This is a genomic window from Kitasatospora sp. NPDC058048 (assembly GCF_042885555.1).
Taxonomy (GTDB): domain Bacteria; phylum Actinomycetota; class Actinomycetes; order Streptomycetales; family Streptomycetaceae; genus Kitasatospora; species Kitasatospora lactacystinica.
Map to the genome: position 1 here is coordinate 280,902 of NZ_JBHVRT010000006.1, position 16,682 is coordinate 297,583.

A 16,682-nucleotide genomic window follows, 5' to 3' on the forward strand; every position below is an offset into this window, starting at 1 on the left:
CGGCGTGGAGCAGGAGAACGCGCCGGGCGCCCGGCCGACGGGCGAACGGGCTGCCGACGACCGGGCCGCCGAGGAGTGGGTCCGCAGGCACTTCGGCCTGGTCCCGGAGCCGCAGGGCTCGCTGACCGCCTTCGACGGTCGCCTCGTCGTCGACCTGGACACCCGGCTCGTCACCGTGGACGGCCGCGAGGTGCAGCTCGCCCGTGCCGACGTCAGGCTGCTGCGCGGCCTGATCGAGCTGGGCGAGGGCGTGCACCAGGCGTACTCGATCATGTGGAAGGTCTACAACGCAGCCCTCCACCCCCATGAGCTGACGTTCCCGATGTCGCGGCTGAGGTGGAAACTCGGCGAGCCCTCCTGGATCGTGCGAACCGAGGAGGGCTACGGCCTGCGGCCCCCCGAGCTGCCGTAGCGGACGGTGCCCGCGCTCGACCCGACCCGACCGGGCCCGACCCGCCGCGCCGGGTGGCGGAGGCCTCTGCGAGAGTGCGGGCATGACGCCTCCGATCCTCAGCTGCGCCGTCCTGGACGACTACCAGGGCGTCGCCACCAGCAGCGCCGACTGGTCCCCGGTGGCGGGCCGGGTCTCGGTGACGGCCTTCCGCGAGCACTTCGGCTCGGAGGAGGAGCTGGCCGCCGCGCTCGCCGGGTTCGACATCGTGGTCACCCTGCGCGAGCGGGTGCCCTTCCCGGCCTCGCTGTTCGCCCGGCTGCCGCGGCTCCGGCTGCTGGTCGCCTCCGGGATGCGCAACGCGGCGATCGACCTCGCGGCCGCGCAGGCGCACGGGGTGACGGTCTGCGGCACCGCCAGCTCGGGCACCCCGCCGGTCGAGCTGACGTGGGCGCTGCTGCTCGGACTGGCCCGCGGCATCGTCCAGGAGAACACCGCGCTGCGCGAGGGCGGCCCCTGGCAGAGCACCGTCGGCGCCGACCTGCACGGCCGCACGCTCGGGCTGCTCGGCCTCGGCCGGATCGGCGGCGGGGTGGCCCGGGTCGGCCTGGCCTTCGGCATGGACGTGGTGGCCTGGAGCCGGAGCCTGACCGACGAGCGGGCCGCCGGGGCGGGCGTGCGGCGCGCGGCCGACAAGGAGGAGCTGCTCCGCGAGAGCGACTTCGTCTCGATCCACCTCGCCCTCAACCCGGGCACCCGGGGGCTGATCGGCGCGGCCGAGCTGGCTCTGATGAAGCCCGGGGCGTATCTGGTCAACACCTCCCGGGCGGCGATCGTCGACCAGGACGCGCTGCTCGCCGCGCTCACCGGCGGCCGGATCGCGGGCGCGGGCGTCGACGTGTTCGACAGCGAACCGCTGCCCGCCGACGACCCGATGCGCACCGCTCCCCGGCTGCTGGCCACCCCGCACCTGGGGTACGTGTCGCAGGACAACTACCGGCGCTACTACGAGGAGGCGGTGGAGGACATCGCGGCTTTCCTGGCGGGCGAACCGGTCCGTCGGCTGGGCTGACACCTCCTGCGCCCGGGAGAGCTCCGCCGCATACTGACGGCATGACGGGTGGAGACGGCGGCCGGGCGGCGGGCCGGCGCGGGGTGCTGCGGGCGGGCGCGGCGGCGCTGGTGCTGGGTGCGGCGGGGTGCACGAGCGGGAGCAGGCCGCGGGCCGCGACCACCGGCCCGGCCGCCAGGACGCCCGCCGCCACGACGTCCGTAGCTACGACGCCCGCCGCCACGAGCAGTGCCGGAGCGCCCGCGCGGACACCGACCCCGTTGCCCCGGCCGCCCCTCTGGCAGCCCGGCCCCGGCGAGATCCAGCCCGACGTCAAGCGCCGCGCCGTCGAGCTGGTCGCCGCGCTCGGCGCCTGGCCGCCCGGCGGGCAGGGCACGGAGGCGGCCCGGGCCCGGGTGGCGGCGCTCGGCCTGCCGCCCGCGCTGGCCGACGCCGCGGGTCCGCTCGCCCCGGCGGCGGCCGAGGCGAGCCTGGAGGTGATCGTCGCCCAGTACGGCGGCATCCTCGAGGACTCGGCGAGCGTGCTCGTGGTCTGCCGTCAGTGGACGCGCGGTCCGGACGGTTCGGTGGCCGAGGGCGGCACCACGGTGGACGTCCGGCTGAGCCGGGCCGAGCCGCGCTGGACGGTCACCGAGCTGCACCCGGGAGTGGCGGGCCCGGCGGCCGCCGCACCGCCGCCCGCGGTGGCCCGGGTGCTGGCCGAGCCCCGGATCGAGCTGCCGCCCGAGGCCGCCGCAGACCTGCGCAGCGGCACCGTGCACGACAGCGTGCTGGAGGCGATGCTGCGGCTGGCCGGCCCGTACACGCTCTCGGTGAGCGTGGTGCGGACCGGCCACCCGCTGGACGTCTTCGGGACGACCCGGCCCAGCGACCATCCGCTGGGCCGGGCCTTCGACGTCTGGCGGATCGACGGGCTGGCCGTGGTCGACCCGGGTACGTCCCGGCAGCTGGTCGAGTCCTTCATGCGGGACGCGGCCGCCGCCGGTTCGTACAACGTGGGCGGGCCGGTGGCGATCCCGGGTGCCGGTAACCGGTTCTTCACCGACGACACCCACCACGACCACTGCCACGTGGGGTTCAACCACTAGTTAGTCAGCTGACGTTGACCCCGCTCCAGGCCGCCGCGACCGCGTTGTACTCGGTGCTGGAGGCGCCGTACAGGTCGCGGGCCGCGTTCAGGGAGGCGGCGCGGGCGCCCTTGTAGTTGGTGGTGGAGGTCATGTAGACGGTCAGCGCGCGGTACCAGATCTTGGCGATCTTGTCGTGGCCGATGCCGGTCACCGCGGAGCCGTTGCAGGTCGCGCTGTTGTAGGTGACGCCGTTGATGGTCTTGCTGCCGCTGCCCTCGCTGGCCAGGTAGAACCAGTGGTTGCCGACGCCCGAGGAGTAGTGCACGTCGAGCTTGCCGACGCTGCTGCTCCAGCAGTCGGCCGAGGAGCCGTCCAGCGAGGGCTTGTCGAAGCGGCGCAGCCACGGCGGGGTGGACTGGTCGCTGAACAGGTAGTCGCCGGTGTCGACGCTGTTGTTGGCGTACCACTCGACCATGGTGCCGAAGATGTCGCTGGTGGACTCGTTGAGGCCGCCGGACTCGCCGCTGTAACGCAGGTTGGCGGTGGCGCTGGTGACGCCGTGGGTCATCTCGTGGCCCATGGTGTCGAGGTCGACCTGCTCCGGGTCGCTGCTGCCGTTGCCGTCGCCGGTCATCATGCAGAAGCAGCTGTCGGACCACTGGGCGTTGTCCCAGTTGGTGCCGACGTGGACGAAGACGGTGGCGCCCTTGCCGTCGTTCTTGATGCCGCTGCGGCCGTGGACGTTCTTGTAGTAGTCGTACGTCCAGGCGGTGTTGGCGTGGGCGTCGACGGCGGCGGTGGAGCGGTCGGTGGAGAACTTCTTCCCGTCGCCCCAGACGTTGGTGGTGCTGTTGAACGCGGTGCCGGAGGTGGCCTTGAGCGAGCTCGCGGAGAGGTTGTTGGCGTCCTTGGTGACGTGGCCGCGGACCGGGTCGGTCAGGGTGTAGCCGCCGCCGGTCTTGGCGGTGGTGTCGATGCTGATCCTGCCGGTGTACTCGGAGTTCCCGGTGCCGGTCGCCTGGTGCTCGGCGTCGTAGGACTCGATCTGCTCGCCGGTGGTGGCGTCGGTGACGACGATCTTGCCGGCCGGCTCGCCGTGCGCGCCGGTGCCCGCGACGGTGGTGCGCCAGGCCAGCCGGGGCGTGCCGTCGGCGGCCCAGACGACCAGCTCGGGGGTGCTGACGGCGTCCTGGACGCCCGGGGCGGCAGCGAGTGCGCCGGCCGCGCCGGACTGCGCGGTCACCTTCGGGACGGTCGACTTCACGGCGGCGTCGTGGGCGGCCGCGCGGGAGGAGTCCTTGAGCCTGCCCTTGGCGTCCTGGTGGACGACCAGGTCGCCGCCGACCACCGGCAGGCCCTGGAAGGTGCGGTCGAAGCGGACGTGCGAGGCGCCGTCGGCGTCCAGCACGACGTCCTTGAGCACGAGGTCCTGGCCGGTGCCGAAGCCGAACACCGCCGCGTTGTGGGTGACGTTGGCGCGGGCCTGGGATATCGCGGCCTCGCGCGGGGCGGTGGCGGCGGAGGCCGTGGCGGCCGGGACGGTGGCGCCGGCGAGGGCGGCGACGACCGCGACGGCTCCGGCCACGCGGGCACGGCGGGAGGAAGGCGTGGGGGTCACTCTGACTCCAGTGGGGGTAGCTGTGCAGGGAAAGGAGCTGCGTCAGAGATTGACCGGGGTCAGTCAGATTCAGCTAGAGGGAAGGTCATAACTTTGCCAAGTCGTGTCCTTCGTCGATAAAAAATGATCAGAACTTAACAATGGCTCTACAGTGCCGTCGTGACGATCGACTACCTGTGGCGCGGCCCGCTCACCGACCCCGAACTCGACACCCTGCACGCCGAAGGCTTCGGCCACCCCGGGGAACCGGGCGACCGGATCGGCCGGCTGGAACGGCACAGCCTCGGCTGGGTCACCGCCCGGCGCACCACCGGCGACGCCCTGGTCGGCTTCGTCAACCTGGCCTGGGACGGCGGCGCCCACGCCTTCCTGCTCGACACCGTGGTCGCCCCGGACGCCCGGCGGCAGGGCGTCGCCACCCGGCTGGTCGCCGAGGCCGCCGACGGCGCCCGCGCGGCCGGCTGTACCTGGCTGCACGTCGACTACGAGCCCCACCTGCGCCCCTTCTACCTCGACGCCTGCGGCTTGCGCCCCACCGACGCCGGGCTGTTGGCGCTCTGACCCCGGGGCCCGGGCCCGCGCCCCACCGACGCGGGGCTGTCGGCGCTCCGACCCCAGGGCCTAGGCTTCCGCCCCATGGACGGATGGGTGGGGGCCTGGACCGGTGGCCGGGCGGCGGTCCACGTGGGCGACGTGGCGGACTTCAACGCGCAGTTCTTCGCACCCGGCATGGACGAGGCCCAGCGCCTGCGCCGGCTGCGGCAGGCGCACCACTACGCCTGCCTGGCCGTCTGTTACAGCCCCGAACCGGCCCTGCTGGTCCTGCCCGCCGAGGTCGCCCCCGAGTGGACCGACTGGCTGGCCCGGGAGTTGGCCTGGGGCCCGGTCGAGGTGCACAGCGGTGTGGCGCCGGAGCGGACGGTGGCCGAGGCGCTCGCCGGCCGCCCCGCGCTGGCCGCCCGGATCGCCGACTCCGGCCGCCCGGTGGTGAGTTGGGGGCGGAACGCCGCGCAGGGCGAGGGCCCCGAGCTGGCCGCCGTGCGCCGCTACGAGTCCAAGGCCGCCGCCCACGAGCTGTTCACCGCCCTCGCCCCCGGGCACCCGGGGATCGTGGTCCCGGACCAGGAGCGCCCGGCCGGCCGCCGCCGGGCCGCCCGTCGGCTCACCGCCCGCGCCGTCCGGGGACAGACCACCGTACTGAAGAGCCCGTACGGCGTCGGCGGCTACGGCACCGTGGTGGTCGAGCCCGCCGAGCTGTTCGCGGCGGGCGGCGGCAGGGCGCTGCTGCGGCACCTGGTGCGGACCGAGATCCTGCCGCCCGAGGGTGAGTTGCTGCTGGAGGAGTACGTGGACCCGGGCCCGGCGGCCCGGCTGCGCGACCTCACGTACGACGCCCTGGTCGGGCCGGACGGTACCGTCCACCCGGTCGGCGCCGGGGCCATGGACGTGGCCGGCACCCGCTACCAGGGCGTCACTGTCGGTCCCGGCGCGGTGCCGCGCGCCGCCGCCGACACCGCCCGCCGGTTCGCCCTGGCGGTGGGGGAGCGGCTGGCCGCCGAGGGCTACCGAGGCTGGTACGACGTCGACTTCGTCACCGACCGGGAGCGCCGGCTCGCCCCCACCGAGATCAACCTGCGGCTCACCGGCCCGGCCGTCGCCTTCGTGCTGGCCGCCCGCCTCGACCGGGTGCGCGGCCCCGGCCACCTGGTGCGCACCCTGGACGGGATGCCGCTCGGCGCCCGGCTCGCCCCGGCCGCGCTGCACGACCACCTGGAACGGCTGCGTCCGCGCTGCGCCCGGCTCGGCGTCACCCTGCTGCCGCTGATCCCGACCGCCTGCCACGACCCGGAGCCCGTCGTCGGCCTGGCCCTCGCCGGGCCGGACGCCGAGGCGCTGGACGCGGCCGAGGCGCTGGTCGAGGCCGCGAACCGGGGGCTGACAGGGATGTTCGAGGCGCTCAGGTGACGGTCGAGGGGCTCAGAGATGCCGGCCCTTCCTGTCGGCCCCTCCGGGCTTCTCGCCCCCTCCGGCCGGAGGCTGCCAGAGCATGAACCGGATCAGCACCAGCGCCGCGAGCATCAGCGAGACGTTGAACGTGAACACCATCACGGTCTCGCGCAGCCAGTCCGTGGCCTTGGTGAGCCGGTACAGGTTGTCCTGCGGCCACCAGTTGACCAGCAGCCAGGTGATCGCCAGGTGGGCCAGCGCCGAGAGCCGGACCGGCCTGCCCTGCCGCAGGACGGCCTCGAAGCCGGCACCGAACCAGACGAGCCCGGCGCCGAACGCCAGGTTCTCGCACAGGTAGAGCAGCCGGAACCAGCCGCTGTACGGGGAGGGGACGCCGGTGAGATCGGTCGAGCCGGGGAAGAGCACATCGGTCATCGCCCACGCGCCCGCGGCGAAGATCAGCACGCAGAACACCGCGCCGCAGCCGCTCCCGAAGTCCGAGTTCCCGGAACCGCCGCCCGCCTTGCCGCCGCTCCGGCCGCCGCCCCCGGTCTTGCCGCCGCTCCGGCCGCCACCGGCCTTGACGGAGTGCCGGGCGGCGTGTCCCGGCGGGGCCGGCAGCGGCAGGGCCGCGCGGTTCAGCTTGCCGGCCCGGGTGCGCGGCAGCTCGGGAACCGGGATGACGGCGGCGGGCACCGACTGGCCCCTGAGCGCGGTCCTCAGGTACTGGGAGAGCGACCAGCCGTCAGCGCCGTCCGTACCCGGCTCGGTCACCGCGTAGCCGACCAGCTGCGGTTTCCCCGGTACCGTCTCCACCTCGACGACGGCCGCCTCCCGTACCGCCGGGTGCCCGCGCAGCACGCCCTCCGCGCGGACCGCCGCCCGGACCCGCGCCAGCACGCTTGTCGGCCGTCTCGTGCCGAGCGGTCCGATCACGGTCGCGGCCCGGGCGGTGAACTCCAGTACGCCGTCCGCCCGCAGCACCCCGAGGTCGCCGGTCAGCAGCACCCGGCCGTCCGGGTCGAAGTCCGCCCGGATGAAGCGACGGGCGGTGTCCGTGGGCCGGTTGAGGTAGCCGCGGGTCAGGCCGGCGCCGGCGATCGCGATCTCGCCCGTCATCCCCTGCTTGGCGGGGGTACCGTTCGGGCCGAGCACGTACACCCGGCTGCCGGGAAAGGGCCTGCCGACCAGCGAGACCCGTTCGGCGCCCTCGGCGGCGGCGGTGCCCTGCGCGTCGAAGTAGGTGCTGTCCACGGTGGCCTCGGCCAGCCCGTAGACGTTCAGCACCCGGGTGGCCGCGCCGAGCAGGCGTTGCAGGCCCAGCTGCTCGTCCAGGTACCACTTCTCGGCGCCGACGGTGAGCAGCCGTACCCCGGGCAGGCCCGCGCCGGCCCCCGCGCCGCCGGCCTCGGCCAGCAGGGCGGTCAGCCGGCGCGCGGTGCGGACGTTCAGCTCCAGGACGGTGATCCGCTCCGCGGCCACCAGGGCGGGCAGCGCCCCGAGGTCGGCGGCGCGGTCCAGGGTGAGGTTGAACGGGGTGACCACCAGGGTGGCGCCGGTGCAGAGCGCACGCACCCAGTCGGCGGTGAAGACGTCGAACTCCAGGCTCGCCGTCTGCAGGATCCGGTCGTCGGCGGTCAGCCCGTACACCTCGCGCCAGCCCTCGTACGCGGCCAGCAGGTTGCGGTGCTCGACCAGCGCGCCGGCGGGCAGGCCGGTGGAACCGGAGGTGTAGAAGACGCAGGCGAGGTCCCCGGGGCCGGTCTCGGGCGGCGCGAACGGCGCCTTCGTGGTTGTCTCCGTCGTGGTTGTCTCCGTCGTGGGTGTCTCCGTGTCGACGCAGACCAGCCGGGCCCTGCCCGCGTCCGCCAGCCGTACCCGGTGGCACTCCTCGGTGACCACCAGGTCCGGTGCGGCGTCCGCGAGCACGTGCCGCAACAGTGCGTCCGGCGCGGTCGGTTCCAGCGGCACGAAGGCCGCGCCCGCCTTCAGCACGGCCAGCAGCGCCACGTACACCTCGGTGCCCCGGCCGAGCGCGACCGCCGCCCGGCCGCCCGGGGCCAGGCCCCGTTCCGCCAGCACCGCGGCCAGCCGCCCGGCCCGCGCGTCCAGTTCCCCGTAGCTCAGCTCCCGCCCGCCGCAGCGCACGGCCACGGCCTCCGGCGCCAGCCGGGCCTGCCGTTCGACCAGCGCGTGCAGGGTGTCGACCCGCTCCCCGGTCATCCTCGTCCCCCTCGTCCCCGCTTCCCCTCGGAGGCACGATCCTCCTCCCAACTCCCTCCGGGCAACAGGGTTCTGGCGCGTCCACCCCTCGGACGTCCGGGCCCGTCCGCGGCCGACGGTTGTACTCTGCACGCGGACGGACGGCGCCGGCCCGTCCGGTGCGGCGCCCCGCCCGCACCCTGCCCGGCGCCGCGATCGGAGTCCCATGAATTCATCCGCCCCCGACTTCGCCGGGCCGCTGCTGCGCACCCGGGACGTGGACGTCGTGCGCGACGGCCGCCACCTGCTGCGCGGGATCACCCTGGAGATCCGGCCGGGCGAGCACTGGGCGCTGCTCGGTCCGAACGGCGCGGGCAAGTCCACCCTGCTCGCGCTGCTCGGCGCGGTCTCCCACCCCACCCGCGGCGAGGTGGACGTGCTCGGGCGCCGGCTCGGCCGGGTGGACGTGCGCGAGCTGCGGGCCCACCTCGGGCACGTCAACCCGCGCCACCCGCTGCGTTCGCCGCTGACCGTGCGCGAGGTGGTGCTCACCGGGCACACCAACACCATCGAGCCGGAGTTCCACCGCAAGCCGGCCCCGGAGGCGCTGGAGCGGGCCGAGCGGCTGATCGACACGCTCGGGATGCGCGCGATGGCCGACGCCGCGTGGACCACGCTGTCCCAGGGCGAGCGCGGCCGGGCGCTGATCGCCCGTGCGCTGATGCCCAGCCCCCGGCTGCTGCTGCTCGACGAGCCCGCCACCGGGCTGGACCTGACCGCCCGCGAACTGCTGCTGGACAGCCTGGACCTGCTGCGCCACCAGCATCCGGAGCTGGCCAGCGTGCTGGTCACCCACCACCTGGAGGAGCTGCCGGAGAGCACCACCCATGCCCTGCTGCTGCGCGGCGGCGAGTGCGTCGCGGCCGGGCCGGTGGCGGAGGTGATGACGACGGAGCTGATCAGCGAGACCTTCGGGCACCCGATCAGGATCAGCCGTCACGAGGGCCGCTGGACGGCCCGGGCGGCCGCCCGCCGGACACCGGGAAGGTAACGGTTCAGGGGGTGGGTGTAGACGAAAAATCGTCTTTACGTAAGGTATGCCTTAGCTAATGATGGTCGGCTGGCCCCCAGTCGCCCGCACTGCCATGGCACACCCATGCCCTTTTCCGTTGGAGCCCGCATGTCCGCCCGTCGCCGTTCCACCGCAGCCGCGCTGCTCACCCTCGCCGTGGCGACCGCAACCCTGGCCGGCTGCGCGTCCAAGAAGGACGACAAGGCGGCCTCCTCCGGCGCGGTCACGGTGAACGCGACCGACACCGCCTGCGAGGTCTCCAAGACGACCTTCCCGGCCGGCCACGTCGTGCTGGACATCAGCAACAAGGGCTCCAAGACCACCGAGGTCTACGTCTACGGCGACGGCGACAAGATCGTCACCGAGCGCGAGAACATCGGCCCCGGCACCAAGGCCAGCATCAACGCCGAGATCAAGGCCGGCTCGTACGAGATCGCCTGCAAGCCCGGCATGGTCGGCGACGGCATCCGCCAGAAGATCACCGTCACCGGCGCGGGCGGCAGCGCCGCGCCGGCCGACCCGCGCCTGGCCGCCGCCGTCACCGCCTACCGCACCTACGCCCAGGAGCAGGCCGACGCCACCATCCCGGCCGTCGAGGCCTTCGCCGCCGCGATCAAGTCCGGCGACCTGGAGAAGGCCAAGTCGCTGTACGCGCCCTCGCGCACCGGCTGGGAGCGGACCGAGCCGGTCGCCGAGAGCTTCGGCGACGTCGACCCGAAGACCGACACCCGCGAGGACAAGCTGGAGCAGGGCCAGGAGTGGACCGGCTGGCACAAGCTGGAGAAGTCGCTCTGGGCCGACGCGAAGATCGGCGACGACGAGAAGAAGCTCGCCGACCAGCTGGTCGCCGACCTCAAGGACTGGCAGAAGAAGATCCCCGAGGCCGAGATCACCGCGACCAGCATGGCCAACGGTGCCAAGGAGCTGCTGGACGAGGTCGCCACCAACAAGATCACCGGTGAGGAGGACCGCTACAGCCACACCGACCTGGCCGACTTCCAGGCCAACGTCGAGGGCGCGCAGAAGGCCTACGAGCTGCTGAAGCCGGTCGCCTCCGAGAAGGACGCGGAGCTCGCGAAGACGCTGGACTCCGAGTTCGCCGCCATCAACGCCCTGCTGGCCAAGTACAAGCAGGCCGACGGCACCTTCACCTCCTACGACAAGGTCACCGAGACCGAGCGCAAGGCCTTCTCCGACGCGGTCAACTCGCTGGGCGAGCCGCTGTCGAAGCTGGCCGCCGCCGTGGTCGTCAAGTAACCGGCCACCCCACCCGAAGTACCCCGCCGACGCCGTGGCGGCCCGTGATCCGGGCCCCACGGCCGCCGCGGGTCAGCGCACAGTCCAGCACAGTAGAAGGGCCCGCCCGCCGATGGACGCGGAGAACGAGCAGCAGAACGGGACGCCGGCCACCGCCGACGCCGCCGGCACCAGGAGCGCGGTCAGCCGACGCGCCGTCATCGGCTGGGCCGGCGCGGGCGTCGCGCTCGGCGCCGCCGCCGTCGGCTCGGTGGCGGCCGCCACCCGGCAGGACGACGCCGTCCCGGTCGCCGCCCCGGTCGGCGCCGAGCTGCCGTTCTACGGCGAGCACCAGGCGGGCATCTCCACCCCGGTCCAGGACCGGCTGCACTTCGCGGCCTTCGACGTCTCCGAGAAGGCCACCCGCGAGTCCCTGGTCAAGCTGCTCAAGGAGTGGACCAAGGCGGCCGCCGCGATGACCGGCGGCCGCGAGGTCGGCACCGGCGCGGTGCCCGGCTCGCCGGAGGCGCCGCCGGACGACACCGGCGAGGCCCTCGGCCTGCCCGCCTCCCGGCTCACCCTGACCATCGGCTTCGGCCCGAGCCTGTTCGAGAAGGACGGCGTGGACCGCTTCGGCCTCCTGGCCAAGCGCCCCGAGGCCCTGATCGACCTGCCGAACTTCAAGGGCGACAAGCTCGACCCGGCCCGCAGCGGCGGCGACCTCTGCGTCCAGGCCTGCGCCGACGACCCGCAGGTCGCCGTGCACGCGATCCGCAACCTGGCCCGGATCGGCATGGGCACCGTCAACATCCGCTGGTCGCAGCTGGGCTTCGGCAAGACCTCCTCGACCACCCCGGACGAGCAGACCCCGCGCAACCTGATGGGGTTCAAGGACGGCACCCACAACATCGCGGGCACCGACACCGGGAAGCTGGCCGACCACGTCTGGGCCGCGCCCGGCGACGGCCCGGAGTGGATGACCGGCGGCTCCTACCTGGTCGCCCGGCGGATCCGGATGCACATCGAGACCTGGGACCGCGCCTCGCTCAAGGACCAGGAGGACACCTTCGGCCGCACCAAGGGCGAGGGCGCCCCGTACGGCAAGGGCAAGGAGCACGACGCGCCGGACCTCAAGGCGATGCCCGCGACCTCGCACGTCGCGCTCGCCCACCCGGACGCCAACGACGGCCTGATGATCCTGCGCCGCGGCTTCTCCTTCACCGACGGCACCGACGGCCTCGGCCGCCTGGACGCCGGGCTGTTCTTCCTCGCCTACCAGCGCGACACCCGCAAGGCCTTCGTTCCGCTGCAGACCCGCCTCGCGGCGAGCGACAAGCTCAACGAGTACATCCAGCACGTCGGCTCCGCCCACTTCGCCTGCCCGGCGGGCGTGCGCAAGCCGGGGGAGTGGTGGGGTCAGGCCCTGCTCGGCTGACCTCACCCGCCCCCGGTACCCCCTCTACACCCCCCAGGAGCCCGCGTGTTCGGCAACTACCTGATCGGCCTGCGCGAAGGCCTCGAAGCCAGCCTGGTCGTCTGCATCCTGATCGCCTACCTGGTCAAGACCGGCCGCAAGGACCGGCTGCCGCCGGTGTGGATCGGCGTCGGCTCGGCCGTGGCGCTCTCCATGGCCTTCGGCGCGCTGCTGCAGTTCGGCTCCTCGCAGCTCACCTTCGAGGCCCAGGAGGCGCTCGGCGGCTCGCTGTCGATCATCTCGGTCGGCCTGGTGACCTGGATGGTGTTCTGGATGCGGCGCACCGCCCGGCACCTGAAGACCGAGCTGCACGGCAAGCTGGACGCGGCGATCGCGATGGGCACCACGGCCCTGGTGGTCACCGCCTTCCTGGCCGTCGGCCGCGAGGGCCTGGAGACCTCGCTGTTCATCTGGACCGCGGTCCAGGCCACCGGCGACGGCTGGAACCCGCTGATCGGCGCCGCGCTCGGCCTGCTCACCTCGGTGCTGCTCGGCTGGCTGTTCTACCGGGGCGCGCTGAAGATCAACCTGGCCAAGTTCTTCACCTGGACCGGCGCGATGCTGGTCGTGGTCGCGGCCGGCGTCCTCGCCTACGGTGTGCACGACCTCCAGGAGGCCGGCTGGCTGCCCGGTCTGCAGAGCACGGCCTTCGACATCTCCAGCACCATTCCCAAGGACAGCTGGTACGGCACCCTGCTGAAGGGCGTCTTCAACTTCCAGCCGGACCCGACGGTGCTCCAGCTGGTGGTCTGGCTGCTCTACCTGGTCCCGACCCTGGCCGTGTTCTTCAACGTCCTCGGCGGCGGGAAGAGCGGGAAGCCCGCCCGGCCGGTGGCCGCGAAGCCGGCCGCCTGATCCGGTCCTCCTCCACTCGTAGCGCCCCGTACCGCCCCGTCCGGCATCCGCCGGGCGGGGCGGTGTCGTGTGGGCTGCGCCGGTTCGCGCCAGCAGCGGCCGAATCCGGTCAGGAAAAGGAAGAAAACGGTCAGCTCTGACAAACTGCAGCCTCAATGGAACCGTTCTGCCACGGCCTTCGTACTTAGGGTGACAGACCCATGCCATTACTCACCCTTGGGGGGACCATGACCGTTCGCAGGCCTGCCAGGTTAGTCGCCGCCGGTGTCGCCGCCCTCGCGGCGACCGTCCTGCTGACCGCGTGCGACGACGTGAAGTACACCGACGACAAGCCGGGCGATCCGAAGGCGAGCGCCGCCGGGGCGACCGTCCCCGGCGACCCGATGGCCGGCCAGGCGGCCGGTTCGCGGTGCAAGAGCGACGAGATCACCGCCACCGTGCAGCTCAAGGGCGCGGGCTCGGCCATGCTGACGATCAAGAACAAGAGCGACCACAACTGCACCCTGTACGGGTACCCGGGCTTCGGCGGCCTGAAGGCCGACAACAGCGCGGACGCGCTGTCGGCCAACCGCGAGGCCCACCCCGGGCCGGCGGTGCTGGTCACCCTGAAGCCCAACAAGTCCGGCTATGCGGGCCTCAAGTGGACTGCCTGCGACAAGTCGGACGCGACCTGCCACGCGCTCACCGGCCTCCAGATCACCGCGCCGGACGAGACCACGCCGGTCACCGCCGAGGTGCTCGGCACCGACGGCAAGCCGGCCGGCCAGCTGCTGGTCTCGGCCGCCGGGGTGACCACCGGCACGCTGCAGCCGAACAACGAGAAGGTCCTGTTCTGACGCGTGCCGTCCACCTGACGCCGCTCGGCCGACGACAGTCGCCCGACGACGCACCGGAGCCCCCGGGGCGGTTCGACGAGAACCGCCCCGGGGGCTCCGGGCTTCCGTACCTCCGGACCGCTACTGGCTCTTGATCGAGTCCAGGATGTCCAGCCTGGCCGCCCGGTGGGCCGGCCAGAGCGCGGCCAGCAGACCGATCACGGCGGCCGCGAGCAGGAAGCCGACGGTCTGCACCGGCGGGACGACGGTGGTGATGTCCTTGAGGCTGTCCGCCAGCGTGCGCACGCCCGCCCAGGCGACCAGGATGCCGAGGCCGACACCCACCAGCCCGCCGAACAGCGCGATCAGCAGCGACTCCAGCCGGACCATCCGGCGGATGCCGAGCCGGTCCAGGCCGATCGCCCGCAGCATGCCGATCTCCCGGCGGCGCTCGAACACCGACATCGCCATGGTGTTGACCACGCCGAGCACCGCGATGACCACGGACATGCCGAGCAGGCCGTACATCATGTTCAGGATTCCGGTGATCATCTGGCGGTTCTCCGCCTTGATCTCCTTCGCGCCCTTGACCGCGATCAGCGGGTTGCCGCCGGTCGCGTCGCGCAGCGCCTGCTTCAGCTCCTCGGTCGCGCCGTTCGTGCCCTTGACCAGGACCTTCTCCAGGCCGGTGCCGGGCGCCAGGTGCGGGCCGACCACGGCCTCCGGGACGACGACCGAGGCCAGCGCGGTGTTGGCCTCCAGGATGCCGCCGACGGTCAGCGAGCCCTTGGCGCCGTCCGGGTAGGTGACGGCGAGGGCGTCGCCGACCTTGTAGCCGGCGTGCTCGGCCCGGCCCGAACTGACCAGCAGCTTGCCCTGCTTGAGGGCGTCCGCGGAGCCCTCCTTGACCTTGACGGTGGCCAGCTGGTCGATGGTCGCGGCGTCCACCGCGGTCATCCACTCGCTGTCCTCCCCGTTCTGCCCGGTCTTGACGGTCACGCCGCGCTCGGTGCTGATCACGCCGACGCCGGGCGCCTTGGCGATCTGGGCGGCGACCTCGGGGGAGAGCTTCGAGAAGTTCTGCATCGCGACCGTGTAGTCGGCCTTGAGGTCGCTCTCCGCGGCCTTGTCCACCGCCTGGTTCACCGAGGCGCCGATCACGGTCAGCGAGGTGATCAGGGTGACGCCGATGGTCAGCGCGGAGGCCGTGGCGGCGGTGCGGCGCGGGTTGCGGACCGCGTTCTCCTGGGCCAGCTTGCCCGGTGCGCCGTACACGGCGCGCAGCAGCGGGGCGAACAGCGCGATCAGCGGCCGGGACAGCAGCGGGGTCAGTACGAACACGCCGATCAGCAGCGCGCCGGCGCCGAGGCCGACCAGCTTGACCTCCTTGCCGGCCACACCGCCGGCCAGCGTGGCGAGGCCGGCCAGCGAGAACAGCAGGCCGATGGCGTTGCGGATCCGCAGGCCCTTCTGGGTGGCGGGCTGCTCGGCCGAGCTCATCGCCGCCACCGGGGCGATCCGGGAGGCCCGGCGGGCCGGCAGCCAGGCGGCCAGCACCGTCACCAGCACGCCGACCGCGAGCGCGGCGACCACCGTGGTCGGGGCGATGATCAGCGGGCCGTCCGGAAGGTTGGCGTCCATCGGGCCGTTGAGCAGCGACTTGAGCCCGGCGGCGATGCCGATGCCCGCCAGCAGACCGGTCACCGCGGCGGTCAGACCGACCAGCACGGCCTCGATCAGCACCGAGCGGGTGATCTGGCGGCGGGTGGCGCCGACGGCGCGCAGCAGCGCCAGTTCCTTGGTGCGCTGGGCGACCAGCATGGTGAAGGTGTTGGCGATGATGAAGATCCCGACGAACAGCGCGATGCCCGCGAAGCCCATGAGGACGGTGGTCAGGACGGTGGTGCCCTTCCTGATCATCTCGTCCTGCTCGGCGGCGAGTTCACGGCCGGTCTTCGCCTCGATGAAGTCGCCCTGCGGGACGGCCTGCTTGACGGCGGTGAGCAGCGCGGCGTCGTCGGTGCCCGGCTTGGCCTTGACGTCCAGCTCGGCGTAGCGGCCCGGGGTCAGGTAGAGCTGCTGGGCGGTGGCGGTGTCGAAGGCGGCGAGCGAGCCGCCGGCCACCACGCGCGGGTCGTTGGTGGTCAGGGTGCCGGTGAGCTTGAGCTTCATCACCGGGCCGTTGACCGCGACCCGGACGGTGTCGCCGACCTTGTAGCCGCCCTTGTCGGCGGTCTTGCGGTCCAGCGCGATCTCGGTGGCGTCCTTCGGGCCGCGGCCCTCGACCAGCGGGTAGCGCGGGTCGGTGCCGTCGGCGCCCGGCACGTAGTTGGTGCCGGTGGTGGAGAAGCCGTTGCCGATCAGCGCGCCCTTGGTGTCGGCGATGCCGGCGAAGCCGCTGACCACGCCGCGGACCTCGGCGGCGCCGGGCACCGCGGCGACCTTGGTACGGGTCTCCTCCGTGAGGGTCGGGCCGGCGATCCGGCCGCCGTCGTCGTCGCTGAGGTTGCGGGCCTCGCGGTCGCTGACCGTGACGGCGACGTCGGTGTAGCTCTTGGAGTTCTGGGTCCTCAGCGCGTTGCCGAAGGTGTCGGAGAAGACCAGCGTGCCGGACACGAAGGCGGTGCCGAGCATGACGGCCAGTACCGTCATCAGCAGCCGGCCCTTGTGGGCGAGCACATTGCGCAGTGCGGTGCGGAACATGGGGAGGCGTCAGTCCTGGGGGTACTCGGGGACGGGTGGCGTTTCGGGGGCCGGGGCCTCTAGCTGGTGCGGCCCTTGGCGTCGAAGCGGCGCATGCGGTCCAGGACGGTGTCGGCGGTGGGGTGGTGGAGTTCGTCGACGATGCGGCCGTCGGCGAGGAAGACGACGCGGTCGGCGTAGGAGGCGGCGACCGGGTCGTGGGTGACCATGACGACGGTCTGGCCGAG

The 16,682-nt window shown here is 73.1% G+C and carries 13 protein-coding genes and 1 pseudogene; 10 read left to right on the plus strand and 4 right to left on the minus strand.

Going from position 1 to position 16,682, the window contains the following annotated elements:
• Positions 1-4 precede the first annotated feature (4 nt).
• From ACFVVA_RS09300 to ACFVVA_RS09310, 3 genes are all read left to right on the plus strand, one after another.
• Positions 5-412 (plus strand): hypothetical protein, encoded by a 408-nt coding sequence (locus ACFVVA_RS09300; protein ID WP_387687361.1) that lies wholly within the window; start codon positions 5-7, stop codon positions 410-412.
• An 82-nt stretch (positions 413-494) separates the two neighbouring features.
• The gene (locus tag ACFVVA_RS09305; protein WP_387687364.1) at positions 495-1,463 is read left to right on the plus strand and encodes a D-2-hydroxyacid dehydrogenase family protein; all 969 of its coding nucleotides are present in this window, start codon (positions 495-497) and stop codon (positions 1,461-1,463) included.
• Between the two features lie 260 nt (positions 1,464-1,723).
• Positions 1,724-2,551 (plus strand): hypothetical protein, encoded by an 828-nt coding sequence (locus tag ACFVVA_RS09310; protein WP_387687366.1) that lies wholly within the window; start codon positions 1,724-1,726, stop codon positions 2,549-2,551.
• Positions 2,552-2,555: 4 nt separating this feature from the next.
• Here the strand turns inward: ACFVVA_RS09310 and ACFVVA_RS09315 are convergent, their stop codons facing one another.
• Positions 2,556-4,151 carry a M4 family metallopeptidase gene (locus tag ACFVVA_RS09315; RefSeq protein ID WP_387687368.1) on the minus strand — a complete coding sequence of 532 codons (1,596 nt, stop codon included), beginning with the start codon at positions 4,149-4,151 and terminating at the stop codon, positions 2,556-2,558.
• 159 nt (positions 4,152-4,310) lie between these two features.
• Between ACFVVA_RS09315 and ACFVVA_RS09320 the strand changes: the two genes are divergently transcribed.
• Together ACFVVA_RS09320 and ACFVVA_RS09325 are read left to right on the plus strand one after the other, a co-directional pair.
• Complete coding sequence (locus tag ACFVVA_RS09320; protein ID WP_387687370.1) at positions 4,311-4,712, plus strand: GNAT family N-acetyltransferase; 402 nt, start codon at positions 4,311-4,313, stop codon at positions 4,710-4,712.
• 75 nt (positions 4,713-4,787) lie between these two features.
• Positions 4,788-6,116 carry a hypothetical protein gene (locus ACFVVA_RS09325; protein ID WP_387687372.1) on the plus strand — a complete coding sequence of 443 codons (1,329 nt, stop codon included), beginning with the start codon at positions 4,788-4,790 and terminating at the stop codon, positions 6,114-6,116.
• Between the two features lie 12 nt (positions 6,117-6,128).
• Here the strand turns inward: ACFVVA_RS09325 and ACFVVA_RS09330 are convergent, their stop codons facing one another.
• Positions 6,129-8,321 carry an amino acid adenylation domain-containing protein gene (locus tag ACFVVA_RS09330; protein ID WP_387687374.1) on the minus strand — a complete coding sequence of 731 codons (2,193 nt, stop codon included), beginning with the start codon at positions 8,319-8,321 and terminating at the stop codon, positions 6,129-6,131.
• Between the two features lie 205 nt (positions 8,322-8,526).
• Here ACFVVA_RS09330 and ACFVVA_RS09335 point away from each other — a divergent pair, with 205 nt between their 5' ends.
• The 5 genes from ACFVVA_RS09335 (at position 8,527) to ACFVVA_RS09355 (ending at position 13,773) form a co-directional block, all read left to right on the plus strand.
• Positions 8,527-9,351, plus strand: a complete 825-nt coding sequence (locus tag ACFVVA_RS09335) for an ABC transporter ATP-binding protein (protein ID WP_380549262.1) — start codon at positions 8,527-8,529, stop codon at positions 9,349-9,351.
• Between the two features lie 129 nt (positions 9,352-9,480).
• Positions 9,481-10,629 (plus strand): iron uptake system protein EfeO, encoded by a 1,149-nt coding sequence (gene efeO / locus ACFVVA_RS09340; protein ID WP_387687377.1) that lies wholly within the window; start codon positions 9,481-9,483, stop codon positions 10,627-10,629.
• Positions 10,630-10,741: 112 nt separating this feature from the next.
• Entirely contained in the window at positions 10,742-12,043 is a 1,302-nt protein-coding gene (gene efeB, locus ACFVVA_RS09345; RefSeq protein WP_387687379.1) for an iron uptake transporter deferrochelatase/peroxidase subunit, read from the plus strand.
• A gap of 45 nt (positions 12,044-12,088) precedes the next feature.
• A complete protein-coding gene (gene efeU / locus ACFVVA_RS09350; protein ID WP_387687381.1) occupies positions 12,089-12,937 on the plus strand; it encodes an iron uptake transporter permease EfeU in 849 nt (282 codons plus the stop codon).
• Between the two features lie 227 nt (positions 12,938-13,164).
• Positions 13,165-13,773, plus strand: coding sequence for a DUF4232 domain-containing protein (locus ACFVVA_RS09355; RefSeq protein ID WP_387687383.1), 609 nt, complete (start codon positions 13,165-13,167; stop codon positions 13,771-13,773).
• A 120-nt stretch (positions 13,774-13,893) separates the two neighbouring features.
• Here ACFVVA_RS09355 and ACFVVA_RS09360 read toward each other — a convergent pair whose 3' ends face one another.
• Positions 13,894-16,455 (minus strand): ABC transporter permease, encoded by a 2,562-nt coding sequence (locus ACFVVA_RS09360; protein ID WP_387687385.1) that lies wholly within the window; start codon positions 16,453-16,455, stop codon positions 13,894-13,896.
• Positions 16,456-16,514: 59 nt separating this feature from the next.
• Positions 16,515-16,682, minus strand: a pseudogene (locus tag ACFVVA_RS09365) (ABC transporter ATP-binding protein); the annotation flags it as partial.

Excerpts from the sequence above, each read along its gene's own strand:
- ACFVVA_RS09305 (WP_387687364.1), top strand. The coding sequence starts at position 495 with ATGACGCCTCCGATCCTCAGCTGCGCCGTCCTGGACGACTACCAGGGC.
- ACFVVA_RS09325 (WP_387687372.1), top strand. The coding sequence starts at position 4,788 with ATGGACGGATGGGTGGGGGCCTGGACCGGTGGCCGGGCGGCGGTCCAC.
- ACFVVA_RS09330 (WP_387687374.1), bottom strand. The coding sequence starts at position 8,321 with ATGACCGGGGAGCGGGTCGACACCCTGCACGCGCTGGTCGAACGGCAG.
- ACFVVA_RS09335 (WP_380549262.1), top strand. The coding sequence starts at position 8,527 with ATGAATTCATCCGCCCCCGACTTCGCCGGGCCGCTGCTGCGCACCCGG.
- efeO (WP_387687377.1), top strand. The coding sequence starts at position 9,481 with ATGTCCGCCCGTCGCCGTTCCACCGCAGCCGCGCTGCTCACCCTCGCC.
- efeB (WP_387687379.1), top strand. The coding sequence starts at position 10,742 with ATGGACGCGGAGAACGAGCAGCAGAACGGGACGCCGGCCACCGCCGAC.
- ACFVVA_RS09355 (WP_387687383.1), top strand. The coding sequence starts at position 13,165 with ATGACCGTTCGCAGGCCTGCCAGGTTAGTCGCCGCCGGTGTCGCCGCC.
- ACFVVA_RS09360 (WP_387687385.1), bottom strand. The coding sequence starts at position 16,455 with ATGTTCCGCACCGCACTGCGCAATGTGCTCGCCCACAAGGGCCGGCTG.